Consider the following 14,920-nt stretch of genomic DNA (forward strand, 5'->3'; position numbering starts at 1 on the left):
CGGCACACCCGCCGGGTCGGCGACCAGGCGCGCCTCGGGCGGCAGGCCCGGGCGGCCAACCTCGCCGGCGCGCTGGCCGTGCCGCCGGTGGCCCGGGACGCGGTGCGCGGTGCCGCGTGTGTCGTGCTCGACGACGTCGTGACGACCGGGGCGACCCTCGCGGAGGCCGCGCGGGCCCTCCGGTCGGCGGGCGCCGTGCACGTCGCGGGGGCGGTGGTCGCCGCGACGCCCGCCGTCCGGCCCGGCCGCGGCGGGTGGACGTGAGCGGCACGACGGGACACCCGGTTGTGGGCCCCCCGGCCGGGGGCTAGCGTCGGTCCATGGACCCCGTGCGGCGGAGGTGGTGCCCCTGACGCTTCGCGCGACGCGCGCCCCGACACCATCGAGCACGAGGAGGACCCCAGTGGACATCGTCGTCACCGGACGGCACCTGACCGTCTCCGACCGATTCCGGGAGCACATCGAGGAGAAGCTGGCCAAGATCACCCAGCTCGAACCCCGGACCCGGCGGGTCGAGGTCATGGTCAGCCACGAGGCCAACCGGCGCCAGGCCAAGGCCTGCGACCGGGTCGAGGTCACGATCTACGCCAAGGGCCCCGTCGTGCGGGCCGAGGCGTGCGCCGACGACAAGTACGCCGCCCTCGACGTCGTCCTCGACAAGCTCATGGAACGGCTGCGGCGCCGCAGCGACCGCCGACAGGTCCACCGCGGCCGGCGCACGCCGGAGTCGGTGGCGATGGCCACCGCCCGGATCCCCGAGCCCGAGGACGGGCCGGAGCCCGGGCCCGGCGACGCCGACGGCCCGTTCGGCGACTCGCCGATCGAGGTCCGCGAGAAGGTGCACCACTCCAGGCCGATGACCCTCGCGGACGCCCTGCGCGAGATGGAGGCCGTCGGTCACGACTTCTACCTCTTCCACGACGTCGAGACCGACCGGGCGAGCGTCGTCTACCGCCGGCGGGGATGGTCCTACGGCGTCCTCCACCTCGACCTCGACGACGGCCTGGCCGGCGACGACGTCGAGGTCGCGGCCTCCTGAGCGGCCCCGGCGCGGACCGCCTGCGCCCGGCGAGGTCGTGCGCGAGGATGGGCCGGTGGCCGAGGTGAGCAGCGACGCGGGCCCCGCTGGGGACCCCGTCCGGGTCGTCATCGCCGACGACCACGCCCGCTACCGGCAGAGCATGACGCTCGTCGTCGAGCTCGACGGCTCCGCTCGGGTCGTCGGCCAGGCCGGCGACGGCGAGGAGGCGCTCGCGGTCTGCGCCCGGGTGCGCCCGGACGTCGTCCTCATGGACGTGCGGATGCCCGGCCTCGGCGGGATCGACGCCGTCGCCCGGCTGTCCGTCGACGCTCCGGACGTGCGCACCGTGATGCTGACGATGAGCGACGAGGAGGACGAGCTGCTCGAGGCGCTGCGGGTGGGCGCGGTCGGCTGCCTGCTCAAGGACCGGCCGGGGGAGGAGGTGGCCGAGGCGGTCCGTCATGTGCACGCCGGTGGTGCCGTGCTCCCGGCGCGCCTGGCCGCCGCCCTGCTCGACGAGCTCGGCCGGCGCCGGCCCGGGCCCGGGCCGGCGCAGACCCGGCTGCTGCGGCTGCTCGCCCGCGGGATGTCGCAGGCCGAGGCCGCCGCCGCCCTCGGCCTGGCCGACGGCGAGCTCGCCCCCCTCCTCGGCGGCATCCTCGCCGCGCTCCGCTCCCGGCCGGACGCTCCCGTCCCCACGCGCGGCGAGAGCGCGCCGTCCCCGGATGGCTGAGCGCGAGCCGGTCCGCCTGAGCCGCCCCGCCGCCCGCCGCATCGCGCTCGCGGCACAGGGGTTCGCCCGGCCCCGACCGGCCCTCCCCGGCACCCGCGACCTCCAGCGGGTCCTCGACACCGTCGGCGTCGTGCAGATCGACAGCGTCAACGTGCTCGTCCGCAGCCACTACCTGCCCTTCTTCTCCCGGCTCGGCCCCTACGATCGGGGGCTGCTGGACCGCGCCCGCGACCGGGCCCCGCGGCGGATGGTCGAGTACTGGGCGCACGAGGCCTCCCTCGTCGCGCCGCAGGTGTGGCCGCTGCTGGACTTCAGGATGCGCCGCGCCCGCTCCGACGCCTGGGGCGGGATGCGCCGGGTCGCCCGCGAGCACCCCGAGCTCGTCGCCGCCGTCCGTGCCGAGGTGACCGCCCGCGGCCCGATGACCAGCCGGCAGGTCGAGGCCGCGCTCGCGCACGACCTGCCCCGCGAGCGCGAGGACTGGGGCTGGAACTGGTCGCTCGTCAAGAACGCCCTCGAGCACCTCTTCTGGGCCGGCGAGCTGTCCAGCGCGGGCCGCACGGCGCAGTTCGAACGCCGCTACGCCCATCCCGCCCGCGTCCTGCCCCCCGTGGTCCGGGAGGCGGCACTCGACCCCGGCCGGCGGCCCGGCGAGGAGGAGGCCGTCCGGTCGCTCGTGGCGCTCGCCGCCCGGGCTCACGGGGTCGGCAGCGAGCAGTGCCTGCGCGACTACGTCCGGCTCACCCCGCAGCAGGCCCGTCCGGCCCTGGCCGCTCTCGTCGAGGACGGCACGTTGCTGCCCGCGGTGGTCGAGGGCTGGCGACGCCCGGTCTACCTCCACCGGGACGCACGCCGGCCTCGCGCCGTCCACGCCCGGGCCCTGCTCTCGCCCTTCGACTCCCTGGTCTGGGAGCGCGAGCGCACCCGGGCACTGTTCGGGTTCGACTTCCGGCTGGAGATCTACGTCCCCGAGCCGCAGCGGGTCCACGGCTACTACGTGCTGCCGTTCCTGCTCGGGGACCGCCTCGTCGCCCGGGTCGACCTCAAGAGCGACCGCCCCGCCGGTGTGCTGCGGGTACGCCGCACGACGTGGGAGGAAGGGCACGGCGACCCCGCCGAGCGGGCGGAGCTGGACGCCGAGCTCGGGACGCTCGCCGGCTGGCTCGGCCTGGGCGCGGTCAGCCCCTGAGCAGCTCCCAGTGCAGGGCGGCGACGGTACGCCCACCGGGCAGGACGTCCGCGGCGGCCTCGGTGCCCCAGAGCTCGAACCCCAGGGCGTCGAGGACGCGGGTGCTCCCGACGTTGTCCTCGGCGGTGCGGGCGACGAGCCGGCGCAGGCCGAGGCCCCCGTCGGCCCGGGCGGTGAAGGCGTGCTCGACCACCCGGCGCGCGGCCGCGGTGGCCACGCCGCGGCGGCGAGCGCCCGGCAGGACCTGGTAGCCGAGCTCGGCGGTGTCGTCCTCGAGCGTGCCCTCGGTGACGAAGAGCAGCACCTCACCGAGGGCACGGTCGTGCTCGTCGTCGGCGACGCACCAGCTGACCGTCGTCCCCACGGCCATCTTCTCCCGTCGGGTGAGCAGCCACTCGGGGAAGGTGTCGGCGTCGAGCACCCCCCGCGCCGGCATGTGGTGCGAGGGCTGCTCGAGCGTCTCGAGCGCCTCGACGTCCTCGTCCCGCCAGGGCCGCAGACGCAGGCCGCCCGCGGCCGGGCTGCCGAGGGCGGTCGGCTCGCACCAGGGCGTGCGGGCCTCCATGAGGTCCTCGGCGCCCAGGCTGGCCTGCCAGGCGTCCAGGGCCGGCCCGCCGTCGCCGTCGGCGAGCGAGCCCGGCAGGGTGCCGTGGCGGGTGAAGCCGCACGCCCAGGCCACCCGCCAGGAGGCGAAGTTGCCCCGGGCGGCCCGCCAGAGCACCCGGCTCCCCCCGCGCTCGAACCACCAGCGGCACGCGAGCCGGACCGCGGCGGCCATCACGCCGCAGCCCCGCGCCTCGGGGTGCAGCCCGTAGCCGAGCTCGGCGACCTGGTCCCCGACCCTCGGGCGCAGGTCGACGGCGCCGAGGTAGGTCCCGCCCGGGTCGTCGGCACGGGTGACCGCCCAGGTGCGGTTCCCTGCGGCGTCCCGCCAGGCCGCCTCGAGCGCGGCCAGCCACTCGCGTCCCTGCTGCGGGCCGTAGGGGCGGGGCACCGTGGTCCAGCGCAGCGACTCGGGGTCGGTGCACTGCTCGACGATGCGCTCGAGGTCGGCCGACCGGTGCGCGCGCAGGCGCACCTGCCCGTCGCCCAGCTCGGGCACGTCGTCGGGGAAGGTCGTCACCGTCATGGCGTCAGCCAACCACCGGCGGGCCACGCGGGGAACTCGGGGACCATGCCGTGCCGTTGGCCTGACGTGGCGTGCCCCGCCCGGCGGGCGGCTCCCGGGGCCTCGACTACCCTGGGCGGGTCCGGCGGTCAGGCACCGCCTGCGTGTCGTCTGCCCCGAGGGAGTCCTGCTCGTGAAGATCGTCGAGAAGCTGCTGCGTGCCGGTGAGGGGCGCATCCTCAAGAGGCTCGACAGCATCGCGGCCCAGGTCAGCGCGATCGAGGAGGACTTCACGGCGCTCACCGACGCCGAGCTGCGCGCCGAGACCGACACCTTCCGGGCCCGGCTGGCCGACGGCGAGACCCTCGAGGACATCATGCCCGAGGCGTTCGCCGCCGTCCGCGAGGCGAGCCGGCGCACCATCGGAAAGCGCCACTTCGACGTCCAGATAATGGGCGGGGCGGCCCTGCACCTGGGCAACGTCGCCGAGATGAAGACCGGTGAGGGCAAGACGCTCGTGGCCACCCTGCCGAGCTATCTCAACGCGCTCACCGGCAAGGGCGTGCACGTCATCACGGTCAACGACTACCTCGCGGAGTACCAGTCCGAGCTCATGGGCCGCGTGCACCGCTTCCTCGGCCTGGAGACCGGGTGCATCCTCGCCTCGATGACCCCCGAGCAGCGCCGGGCGGAGTACGCCAAGGACATCACCTACGGGACGAACAACGAGTTCGGCTTCGACTACCTGCGCGACAACATGGCGTGGTCGACCGACGAGCTGGTCCAGCGGGGGCACAACTTCTGCATCGTCGACGAGGTCGACTCCATCCTCATCGACGAGGCGCGCACGCCGCTGATCATCTCCGGGCCGGCCGACGCCCCGACCAAGTGGTACACCGAGTTCGCCCGGATCGCCCAGCGGCTCGAGCGCGGCGAGCTGGAGTCCGGGCGCGGGGACTACGAGGTCGACGAGAAGAAGAAGACCGTCGGTGTCCTCGAGCGCGGCATCGACAAGGTCGAGGACCACCTGGGCATCGACAACCTCTACGAGTCGGCGAACACCCCGCTCATCGGCTACCTCAACAACGCCATCAAGGCCAAGGAGCTCTTCACCCGCGACAAGGACTACGTCGTCATGAACGGCGAGGTCCTCATCGTCGACGAGCACACGGGCCGGATGCTCGCCGGGCGCCGCTACAACGAGGGCATGCACCAGGCGATCGAGGCCAAGGAGGGGGTGGAGATCAAGAACGAGAACCAGACCCTCGCGACGATCACCCTCCAGAACTACTTCCGCATGTACGACAAGCTCTCGGGGATGACGGGCACGGCCCAGACCGAGGCCGCCGAGCTCAGCTCGATCTACGACCTCGGCGTGGTCTCCATCCCGACCAACCGCCCGATGATCCGCGAGGACGTCGCCGACCTGGTCTACCGGACCGAGGAGAGCAAGTACAAGGCGGTCGTCGACGACATCGCCGAGCGGCACGCCAAGGGCCAGCCGGTGCTCGTCGGCACCGTCTCGGTGGAGAAGTCGGAGTACCTCTCCGAGCAGCTGCGCCGCCGCGGCGTGCGCCACGAGGTCCTCAACGCCAAGCACCACGAGCGCGAGGCGGCGATCGTCGCCGAGGCCGGGCGCAAGGCGGCGGTGACGGTCGCGACGAACATGGCCGGGCGCGGCACCGACATCATGCTCGGCGGCAACCCGGAGTTCCGGGCGGTCGCGGCGCTCAAGGAGCGCGGCCTCGACCCGCACGAGACGCCGGAGGAGTACGAGGCGGCCTGGGACGCCGCGCTCGCCGCCGCCGAGGCCGACGTCGCGGCCGAGCACGAGGAGGTCACCGCCCTCGGCGGCCTCTACGTCCTCGGGACCGAGCGGCACGAGTCGCGGCGGATCGACAACCAGCTGCGGGGGCGCTCCGGGCGCCAGGGCGACCCCGGCGCCTCGCGCTTCTACCTCTCGCTCGAGGACCACCTGATGCGGCTGTTCAACGCGGGTCTCGTCGACCGCGTCATGACGACGGCCAAGCTCGAGGACGACCAGCCGATCGAGTCCCGGCTGGTCACCCGCTCCATCCAGTCCGCCCAGGCCCAGGTCGAGGCGCAGAACTTCGAGATCCGCAAGAACGTCCTCAAGTACGACGACGTCCTCAACAGGCAGCGCACCGTCATCTACGCCGAGCGGCGCCGGGTGCTCGAGGGCGAGGACCTGCACGAGCAGCTGCGCTTCTTCGTCAACGACGTCGTCGAGGGCTACATCGACGCCGAGACCGCCGAGGGCTTCGCCGAGGACTGGAACCTCGAGCGGCTCTGGGGTGCGCTGCGGGCGCTGTACCCGGTGAGCATCACGCCCGAGCAGCTCGAGGAGGCCGCCGGTGGACGCTCGGCGCTCACCACCGAGCTGCTCAAGGAGGAGATCCTCTCCGACGCCCACCGGGCCTACGACGAGCGCGAGGAGGCGCTCGGCAGCGAGGTGATGCGCGAGGTCGAGCGGCGCGTCATGCTCTCGGTGCTGGACCGCAAGTGGCGCGAGCACCTCTACGAGATGGACTACCTCCAGGAGGGCATCGGGCTGCGCGCCATGGCCCAGCGCGACCCGCTCGTGGAGTACCAGCGCGAGGGCTTCCAGCTGTGGCAGGCGATGAACGAGGCCGTCAAGGAGGAGTCGGTCGGGCTGCTCTTCCACGTCGAGGTCAACGTCGACCAGCCCGCCGAGGCCGCGCCGGCGGCCGAGCCGGTCCACGTCTCGCAGATGCTCGGGGCGATGGCCGGGTCCGGCGCTCCGGCGGCGCCCGAGGAGTCGGCGTCGGAGCCGGCCGTCGAGCCCGCCGAGGAGCCCACGCCGGGCGAGGAGGACCAGCCGCACGTCGAGGTCTCCGGCGTCGGTGTCGGCCGGCCGCGCACCGGTGGGCTGAACTACTCCGCGCCGACCGAGACCGGCGAGGTCGAGGTCCGGGGCGCGGGGGCCGCGACGGCCACCCTGACCCAGGAGCAGCTCTCCTCCACCCCGAGGAACGCGCCCTGCCCGTGCGGGTCCGGCAAGAAGTTCAAGATGTGCCACGGCCGGCGCTGAGCGCCGACCGCGGGCCGCTCACCCGACCTGCAGTGCGCTGACCCGCCACTTGCCGTCCTGACCGACGAGCCGGAGGGCGACGGCGCGCACCCGGCGGCCGTGCTCGACGACGACGGCCGCTTCGGCGACGCCGTCGGCGGGCTCGCACACCCGCACCCGGCGCACGAGGACGCGCTGGCGCCCGGGGGCCCGGCCCACGCCGGCCCGGCGGGCGACCCGGGCGCCGCGCCGGGCGAGGACGGCGTAGACCTCCGGGGTGGTCCAGCGCAGCACCTGCGGCGCCGGCCGGGCGCCCGTCATCACCTCGAGCAGGGCCTGCGCCATCCGGGCGGCCCAGGCGGCGGGGTCGGGCAGGTCGCCGCGTGCCGTGCGCTGCGGACCGAACACCTGCTCGTCGGAGGCGCACGAGAAGTCGACGGCGAGGGCGTCCTGGACGTACCCGGGGACCCGCCCCGCCGGTGCGCCGGCTGCGGCCCGCCCCCGGCGCACCGCCTCGCCGAGCGGCAGCGCCGGGGGCAGCGGCCGCGGGGTGGGCGCGACGTGCAGCCCGGGCCGGCTCACGAGGGCCCCGCGCCCGGGGGCCGCAGGACCTGACCCGGCAGGAGCAGGTCGGGGTCGGGCCCGATGACGGCGCGGTTGGCCGCGTACCAGCGGGGCCAGGCGTGCGCGACCTCGGCGTCGGTCGCCCCCTCACCGAGGTGTCGCGCGGCGAGCGACCACAGCGAGTCACCGCGCTGCACGACCACCTCCTCCGGCCCGGGGCCGGGCGCGGGGCCGCTGACGACGGCCACCTCCGGCTGCCGGCGCACCGGGGGCGCGGTGGGGGTCCAGCCGGGATCGGGCGGAGGCGACCACGAGGGCTCCGGGAGGGGAGCGGCCACCGCCCGGGTGACGGCGACCGCGGCCTCCCGGGCGGGGGCGGCCACGGCACCGCCGGCCCCGAGCCCCGCGCCGAGACCCGCCCCGAGGACGAGGGCCGCGGCCCGGCGCACCAGCCGCGGGCTGAGCAGCGCCGCCGCGGCGTAGGCCCATCGCCCCACCACCCCCGGACCCCGGGCGAGCGCCTCCAGGAGGACGCCGAGGACGAGCCAGGCCAGCCCCAGCGCCCCGAGACCGGCGACGAGGGCCAGCAGGGCCTGCGCCGGGTCCGACGGGGCACCCCGAGCGGCGGCGGCGCAGGCCGAGGCCGCCGCCCGGGCGAGCAGCCCGGCCGCCACCGCGGCGAGCGCGGTGCCCAGAACCGCGGCGGCTAGCCGCGCACGGTGCGCCCTGTGGCTGTTTGACGACGTTTGCATGCGTTTGACCCTAGAGTCCGCGGCCGGCGGTGGCAAGCGGTCGGTGCGTACCCTGTGGACCCATGCGATGGGAGGGGCTCTTCGCCGACCTCGAGGGGCAGCTGGCCGCCGAGGAACGACGCGAGCGAGACAGCGAGGTGGCCGAGCGCACCCGGCGCGAGCGCGCCCTCGTCGACCTCACCGCGCGGCTGGCCGCCGGGCTGGGGCACGAGCTCGGGCTGCGGGTCGCCGGCGGCTCGGCGGTCTCCGGACGGCTGCGCGACGTCGGCGACGGCTGGCTGCTGCTGGCCGCCGGGCGCACCGAAGTGCTCGTCCCGCTCCCGGCGCTGCTCACCGTCACCGGGCTGCCGCCGCAGGCGGAGCCGGCCCGCACCGCCCGCCGGTTCGGCCTCGGCTACGCCCTGCGGGCGCTGGCACGGGACCGCGCCGGCGTGGTCCTCGGGCTGAGCGAGGGGCCGGCGCTCACCGGCACGCTCGACGTCGTGGGCGCCGACCACCTCGTCCTCGCCGAGCACCCGGAGGGGGAGCCTCGGCGACGGGCGAACGTCACCCGTGTGCTCGCCGTGCCGTTCACGGCGCTGGGCCGCGTCGACTCGCGCGGCTGACCCGGGTCAGCCGGGCGGCTCCTGCGGCGGCTGCTCACCGCGGGTCGCGACGACGTCGCGCGTCTGGGCGTACATCCGGGCGATGTAGGACTCCAGCTCGCTCGTCTCGACCCGCCACTGGCCGCGGCCGCCGACCTTGATCGCCGGCAGCTCGCCGCTGCGGACGAGGGCGTAGGCCTGCGCCGCGGAGATGTCGAGGATCTCCGAGACCTCGGTGAGCGGGATGAAGCGGCGGGGCACGGCGCCAGTGTGCCACCCGGGCCCCTCCCGCCCGGCCCGGCCGTCCACAGGGCCGGCCCACCGGCGGGCGCGCACGGGCGGACTGGGGCAGGATCGCCGCCATGAGCGACCTGCCGACACCGACCGCCTCCCGGCTGCGCGCGCCGTCCTGGCGCGACTCGCGGCTGCTCGTCGGCGTGCTCCTCGTGCTCGTCTCCACGGCGCTCGGGGGGCTCGTCCTGGCCCACGCCGACGACACCGTCCCCGTGTACGCGGCGGCCCGGGCCTGGACCCCGGGGCAGCGGCTCACCGCCGAGGACGTCGCGGTCGTGCGCGTCCGCCTCGGCTCGGGAGCGGCGGACTACCTCGCGGCCGACGTCCCGCTGCCCGAGGCCCGGTACGCGCTGCGGGAGCTGCGCGCCGGCGAGCTCGTGCCGAGCTCGGGGGTCGGGAGCGCCCAGGACGTCGGGGTCCAGCAGCTCGCCCTCCAGGTCGAGGCCACCTCGGCCGGCGTCCTCGCGCGGGGGGCGCTCGTCGACGTCTACGTCAACCGGCCGCGGCAGGGGTCCGCCGGGGTCGGCAGCACGCGCTACGCCGGGCCCGAGCGGGTCCTGCAACGGGTCTCGGTCGCGGGCGTGGCCGAGGCCGACGCCGTGCTCGCCGGGGCCGAGCAGACCCGGGCGGTCCGGGTCATGGTCCCGAGCGACGCGGTCCCCGGGCTCGTCGGCGACGTCGACGCCGGCTCCCGGATCACCCTCGTCCCCGTCCCCGGCGGCCCCTCGTGACGACGGTCGTCACGGCGCTCACCCACCGGCACGAGGCCCGGTTCGTCGAGGTCGTCGGCGCCGCGGCGGAGGTGACCCTCGTGCGACGGTGCGCCGACCTGCCCGAGCTGCTCTCGACGGGGGCCGCGGGGGTGGCCCGGGTCGCGGTGGTCTCCCCGGACCTGCGCGGCCTGGACCGGGACGCCCTGCGGCATCTCGCGGGGCACGGCGTGCGCGTCGCCGGCCTGGCCGCACCCGAGGACGAGGACGGCGAGCGCCGCCTGCGCCAGCTCGGGGTGGCGAGTGTGCTGCACCCCGACGACGACGCGGCCACCGTCGCCGCCGTCCTCGGGGGCCTCGCGGAGGCGACGACCTCCCGGCCCCTCGGCCCCGCGGCCGCGTCCACGGGTGAGGTCGAGGAGGAGCCCGAGGCGCCCCGGGCGCCGACGCCGGTCACCGTCGTGTGGGGTCCCACCGGGGCTCCCGGTCGCACCACGGTCGCGGTCACGCTCGCGGCGACCCTGGCCCGTGCCGGCATCCGCACCCTCCTGGTCGACCTCGACACCTGGGGGGCGTCGGTGGCCCAGCTGCTCGGGCTCGTCGACGAGGCTCCCGGGGTCGCGGCCGCGGCCCGGGCCTCCGAGCAGGGGCTGCTCGACGTGCCCGGGCTGGCCCGGCTCGCCCCGGAGGCCCTGCCCCGGCTGCGCGTGCTCACCGGCCTGCCGCGCGCCGACCGCTGGCCCGAGCTGCGGCCGGCGGCGGTCGAGGACGTGCTGCGGCTGGCGCGCGGGATCGTCGACCACGTCGTCGTCGACACCGGCTTCGCCCTCGAGGAGGACGAGGAGCTCAGCTACGACACCGCCGCGCCCCGGCGCAACGCGGCGACCCTGACCGCGCTCGAGGCCGCCGACCGGCTCGTCGTCGTCGGGGCGGCCGACCCGGTGGGCCTCCAGCGGCTCGTGCGTGGCGTGCAGGACCTCGCGGTCCGCCCCGCCCCGCCCCCGACGGTCCTCGTCAACAAGGTGCGGGCCTCGGCCGCCGGGCCGCGTCCGGAGCGCACGATCCGCGAGGTCCTCGGCCGGTTCGCCGGGCTCGAGGAGGTGCGCCTGCTGCCGTGGGCGCCGGAGGACTGCGACGAGGCCGTGCTGACCGGCCGCGCCCTGACCGAGGTGCGCCCGCGCTCCCCCCTGTTGACACAGGTCGCGGCGCTCGCCGCGGACCTCGACGAGCGGTGCGTGGGTGCCCCCACCGCGGGCCGCCACGGCACCCGGCGGCGCGCCCGGGTCTGACACGATAGGGCGCGTGACCGACCGGCTCAGCGCGCTCGACGCGTCCTTCCTGCGGCTCGAGGACGCGACGACGCCGATGCACGTGGGCTCGGTCATGGTCTTCGACGTCCCGGACACCGGCTTCGACTACGAGCGCCTCGTCGACCTGATCAGCGAGCGGATCGCGCACGTCCCGCGCTACCGGCAGCGGGTGCGGACCGTCCCCCTGGGGATCGGGCCCCCGGTGTGGGTCGACGACCAGTCCTTCGACCTCAGCTACCACGTCCGGCGCAGCGCCCTGCCCCGTCCCGGCTCCGACGAGCAGCTCGAGGAGCTCGTCGCGCGCATCCTCCCGCGGCCGCTGGACCCGCTGCGGCCGCTGTGGGAGGTCTACCTCGTCGAGGGGCTCGCCGAGGACCGCTTCGCGATCATCACCAAGAGCCACCACAGCCTCGTCGACGGGGTCCACGGCGTCGACATCGGCGGGGTCATCGTCGACGGCAACCCCACCGGTGGCGAGGGGGTGCTCGCGACGTGGAGCCCCCGCCCCGAGCCCACGTCGGCCGAGCTCGTCGTCGGCGCGCTCGCCGACGTGGTGCGCACGCCGGGGCAGCTGCTCGAGACCCTCCAGCACGGTGTCGCCGACGTCGCCCGCACGGCCGGCCAGGTCGCCGGGGTCGCCGCCGACGTCGTGACGACCCTCGCCCGGCTCTCCGCGCGCCCGGCCCCGGAGTCGCCGCTCAACGCCTCGGTCGGCCGGGCCCGCCGCTACGTCATGGTCGGCACCGACCTCGAGGACTACCGGGCGGTGCGGGCCCGCCTCGGCCCCGGCGCGGCCGGCGGGCAGGTCACCGTCCACGACGTCGTCCTCGCGACGGTGGCCGGCGCCTTCCGCTCGTGGATGCTGACCCGCGGCGAGCCGGTGCACCCGGGGACGACGGTGCGGGCGCTCGTGCCCGTCTCGGTGCAGCCCGCCGACGTCGGCGAGGAGGGCCCACCGGGCGCCGAGGTGACCGCGTGCTTCGTCGACCTGCCGGTCGGCGAGCCCACCCCCTCGATGCGGCTGCACCAGATCGCCTTCGCGATGCGCCAGCAGACCGAGGGCGGCGGCCGGCGCGCCGTGCCCGCCGACGCGCTGACCGGGGTCGGCGGCTTCGCGCCCCCGACGCTGCACGCCCTCGGGGCGCGGCTCGGGCGCGCGGTGGGCAAGCGCCTGCACAACGTCGTCGTCACCAACGTGCCCGGCCCGCAGACCCCGCTGTACGCCGACGGCGCGCAGATGGTCTCGACCTACCCGGTGACCCCGCTCGGCGTCGGGCAGGCCCTCTCGATCGGGCTGACCTCCTACGACGGCGGCGTCTACTACGGGATCTACGCCGACCGCGACGCCATCCCGGACGCGGACGTCCTCGGCCAGGGGCTGCTCGAGGCCCTCCAGGAGCTGCTCGAGGCACCGCGTCCCCGTTCCCGCCGCACCTGAGACCCACGGAGGCCCCACGATGCCCTTGACCCGCGTCTATCTGCCGCTCACCGCGGCCGACCTCGAGGCGCTCGTCGACGGGATGGACCTCGGCCCGCCCCCGCTCGCGGCGCACGGCGTCACCCCCGCGCTGGCCGGCCCGGGGCGGCCGGGCGACGCGGAGGAGCTGGAGCACCTCGCCTGGGTGGCGGCGAGCGAGGAGGCCGAGGCGCTGCGCGAGCGGGACGAGCGGCGGGTCGTCGCCGCCGCCGACCTCGACGCCGGCGCGGTCACCGTCCCGGCGGCGGGCGAGGTCCCCTCGCGGGTCGAGGTCCAGGTGCCGGTGCCGCGCTCGCGCCTGGTCTCCTTCCACGTCGACGAGCACCGGGGGGACACCGGCACCGCCGACCTCCTCTGGTACGACGTCACCGAGCTCGACGCGGTCCTGACGCTGCTCGCCGCCGGCTGAGGCGGATTTGCGCCGCGTGCGGGGCCGGCGCGAGAGTGTGAGGCGTCCCCGACGTCGTGACCGAAGCAGGTGCCGCCCCGCATGGACGCTGTGACCCACGTCCCCTCCCCGACCAACGAGCGCGTGCTCGACTACGCCCCCGGTAGCCCGGAGCGGGCCTCCCTCGAGGTGGCTCTCGCCGAGCTGGGCGCGCAGCAGCACGAGCTCCCGCACACGATCGGCGGCAAGCGGGTCATGGGCGGTGGGCGCCGGTTCGAGGTGCGCCAGCCGCACGCCCGGCGCTCGGTGCTCGGGGTGTCGAAGTCGGCGACCAAGGCCGACGCCGCCGCGGCGGTCGACGCGGCCCGGGCGGCCGCCCCGGGGTGGCGCGGGCTCGACTTCGAGGACCGCGCGAGCGTCCTGCTCAAGGCGGCGGACCTGCTCTCCGGGCCCTGGCGTGCCCGGCTGAACGCGGCGACGATGCTCGGGCAGTCCAAGACCGCCTACCAGGCCGAGATCGACGCGGTGTGCGAGCTGGCCGACTTCTGGCGCTTCAACGTGCACTTCGCCCGGCAGATCCTCGAGGAGCAGCCGCCGCGCAACGCGCCGGGGGTCTGGAACCGCAGCGAGCACCGCTCGCTGGAGGGCTTCGTCTACGCCGTGACGCCGTTCAACTTCACGGCGATCGCCGGCAACCTGCCGACGGCGCCGGCCCTCATGGGCAACACCGTCGTGTGGAAGCCCTCACCGACCCAGCAGCTGGCGGCCCAGCTGACGATGGAGCTGCTCGAGGAGGCCGGGATGCCTCCCGGGGTCGTCAACCTCGTCACCGGCGACGGCGTCGCCGTCTCGGACGTCGTGCTGACCCACCCCGACCTCGCCGGCCTGCACTTCACCGGCTCCACGGCCACCTTCCAGCACCTGTGGCGCACCATCGGGGAGAACCTCACGACCTACCGGCACTACCCGCGGATCGTCGGCGAGACCGGGGGCAAGGACTTCATCCTCGCCCACCCGAGCGCCGACCCCGACGTGCTGCGCACGGCGATGGTCCGGGGGGCCTTCGAGTACCAGGGCCAGAAGTGCTCGGCGGCCTCCCGGGCCTACGTGCCGCGCTCGGTGTGGCGCCGCCTCAAGGACGACCTCGTCGGCGTCACCGAGGGGCTGACCCAGGGCGACGTCACCGACCTCGGCAACTTCATGGGCGCGGTCATCGACGAGCGGGCCTACGCCAAGCACGTGGCGTGCATCGACCGGGCGCACGCGAGCAGCCACCTCGACGTGCTCGCCGGGGGGACCTACGACGACTCCGAGGGCTGGTTCGTGCGCCCGACCGTCGTCGAGAGCAGCGACCCCGGCGACGAGATGTTCTCGACCGAGTACTTCGGCCCGATCCTCGCCGTGCACGTCTTCCCGGACCGGCAGTACGACACGGTGCTCGACCAGATGGAGTCGGTGGCGCCGTACGCGCTCACCGGGGCCGTCATCGCCCAGGACCGGGCCGCCATCGCCGACGCCACCGAGCGGCTGCGCTTCGCCGCCGGCAACTTCTACGTCAACGACAAGCCGACGGGCGCGGTCGTCGGCCAGCAGCCCTTCGGCGGTGGCCGGGCCTCGGGCACCAACGACAAGGCGGGCTCGGCGGCCAACCTCATGCGGTGGACCTCGACGCGCTCGATCAAGGAGACGTTCGTGCCGCCGACCGACCACCGCTACCCGCACATGGGCTGAGCGCGGC

General features: G+C 75.8%; 15 protein-coding genes and 1 pseudogene. 12 read left to right on the top strand and 4 right to left on the bottom strand.

Features of this window, described 5'->3' with window-relative positions; translation table 11 throughout:
- The 4 genes from G8D98_RS09065 to G8D98_RS09080 all read left to right on the top strand — a co-directional run.
- The coding region (locus G8D98_RS09065) for a ComF family protein (RefSeq protein WP_276509391.1) at nt 1–264 on the top strand (264 nt) is incomplete at its 5' end.
- Between the two features lie 139 nt (nt 265–403).
- Nucleotides 404–1,039, top strand: coding sequence for a ribosome hibernation-promoting factor, HPF/YfiA family (gene hpf, locus G8D98_RS09070; protein ID WP_166102012.1), 636 nt, complete (start codon nt 404–406; stop codon nt 1,037–1,039).
- Nucleotides 1,040–1,094: 55 nt separating this feature from the next.
- A complete protein-coding gene (locus G8D98_RS09075) occupies nt 1,095–1,754 on the top strand; it encodes a response regulator (RefSeq protein ID WP_166102015.1) in 660 nt (219 codons plus the stop codon).
- Nucleotides 1,747–2,943 (top strand): winged helix-turn-helix domain-containing protein, encoded by a 1,197-nt coding sequence (locus G8D98_RS09080; protein WP_166102018.1) that lies wholly within the window; start codon nt 1,747–1,749, stop codon nt 2,941–2,943. The genes G8D98_RS09075 and G8D98_RS09080 overlap by 8 nt, the downstream gene beginning before the upstream one ends.
- Here G8D98_RS09080 and G8D98_RS09085 read toward each other — a convergent pair.
- Nucleotides 2,933–4,072, bottom strand: coding sequence for a GNAT family N-acetyltransferase (locus tag G8D98_RS09085; RefSeq protein WP_166102020.1), 1,140 nt, complete (start codon nt 4,070–4,072; stop codon nt 2,933–2,935). The two genes, G8D98_RS09080 and G8D98_RS09085, sit on opposite strands and share 11 nt — an antisense overlap.
- A gap of 172 nt (nt 4,073–4,244) precedes the next feature.
- On the opposite strand from G8D98_RS09085, the pseudogene secA reads away from it, so the two are divergent.
- Nucleotides 4,245–6,729: pseudogene (gene secA / locus G8D98_RS09090) on the top strand (preprotein translocase subunit SecA); the annotation flags it as partial.
- Between the two features lie 86 nt (nt 6,730–6,815).
- A complete protein-coding gene (locus G8D98_RS15690; protein ID WP_420813543.1) occupies nt 6,816–7,124 on the top strand; it encodes a YecA family protein in 309 nt (102 codons plus the stop codon).
- A gap of 18 nt (nt 7,125–7,142) precedes the next feature.
- Here the strand turns inward: G8D98_RS15690 and G8D98_RS09095 are convergent, their stop codons facing one another.
- Both G8D98_RS09095 and G8D98_RS09100 read right to left on the bottom strand, forming a co-directional pair.
- Entirely contained in the window at nt 7,143–7,685 is a 543-nt protein-coding gene (locus tag G8D98_RS09095) for an Rv3235 family protein (protein WP_166102025.1), read from the bottom strand.
- Complete coding sequence (locus G8D98_RS09100; protein ID WP_166102028.1) at nt 7,682–8,419, bottom strand: LysM peptidoglycan-binding domain-containing protein; 738 nt, start codon at nt 8,417–8,419, stop codon at nt 7,682–7,684. Before G8D98_RS09100 ends, G8D98_RS09095 begins: the two co-directional genes overlap by 4 nt.
- Nucleotides 8,420–8,481: 62 nt before the next feature.
- Here G8D98_RS09100 and G8D98_RS09105 point away from each other — a divergent pair, with 62 nt between their 5' ends.
- Nucleotides 8,482–9,024 (top strand): hypothetical protein, encoded by a 543-nt coding sequence (locus tag G8D98_RS09105; protein WP_166102031.1) that lies wholly within the window; start codon nt 8,482–8,484, stop codon nt 9,022–9,024.
- A 6-nt stretch (nt 9,025–9,030) separates the two neighbouring features.
- Here G8D98_RS09105 and G8D98_RS09110 read toward each other — a convergent pair whose 3' ends face one another.
- A complete protein-coding gene (locus G8D98_RS09110) occupies nt 9,031–9,264 on the bottom strand; it encodes a helix-turn-helix domain-containing protein (protein WP_166102034.1) in 234 nt (77 codons plus the stop codon).
- Nucleotides 9,265–9,365: 101 nt separating this feature from the next.
- Here G8D98_RS09110 and G8D98_RS15480 point away from each other — a divergent pair, with 101 nt between their 5' ends.
- From G8D98_RS15480 to pruA, 5 genes are all read left to right on the top strand, one after another.
- Nucleotides 9,366–10,028, top strand: coding sequence for an SAF domain-containing protein (locus G8D98_RS15480; protein ID WP_166102036.1), 663 nt, complete (start codon nt 9,366–9,368; stop codon nt 10,026–10,028).
- A complete protein-coding gene (locus tag G8D98_RS15485; RefSeq protein ID WP_187566764.1) occupies nt 10,025–11,296 on the top strand; it encodes a CpaE/TadZ family protein in 1,272 nt (423 codons plus the stop codon). The genes G8D98_RS15480 and G8D98_RS15485 overlap by 4 nt, the downstream gene beginning before the upstream one ends.
- A gap of 13 nt (nt 11,297–11,309) precedes the next feature.
- Entirely contained in the window at nt 11,310–12,755 is a 1,446-nt protein-coding gene (locus G8D98_RS09125) for a WS/DGAT/MGAT family O-acyltransferase (protein ID WP_166102039.1), read from the top strand.
- A gap of 19 nt (nt 12,756–12,774) precedes the next feature.
- Nucleotides 12,775–13,203, top strand: a complete 429-nt coding sequence (locus G8D98_RS09130) for a DUF6912 family protein (RefSeq protein ID WP_166102042.1) — start codon at nt 12,775–12,777, stop codon at nt 13,201–13,203.
- A gap of 81 nt (nt 13,204–13,284) precedes the next feature.
- Complete coding sequence (pruA, locus tag G8D98_RS09135) at nt 13,285–14,913, top strand: L-glutamate gamma-semialdehyde dehydrogenase (protein ID WP_166102044.1); 1,629 nt, start codon at nt 13,285–13,287, stop codon at nt 14,911–14,913.
- The last annotated feature ends 7 nt before the right edge of the window (nt 14,914–14,920 follow it).

It is taken from the genome of Phycicoccus endophyticus, assembly GCF_011326735.1.
GTDB classification, from domain to species: Bacteria; Actinomycetota; Actinomycetes; order Actinomycetales; family Dermatophilaceae; genus Phycicoccus; species Phycicoccus endophyticus.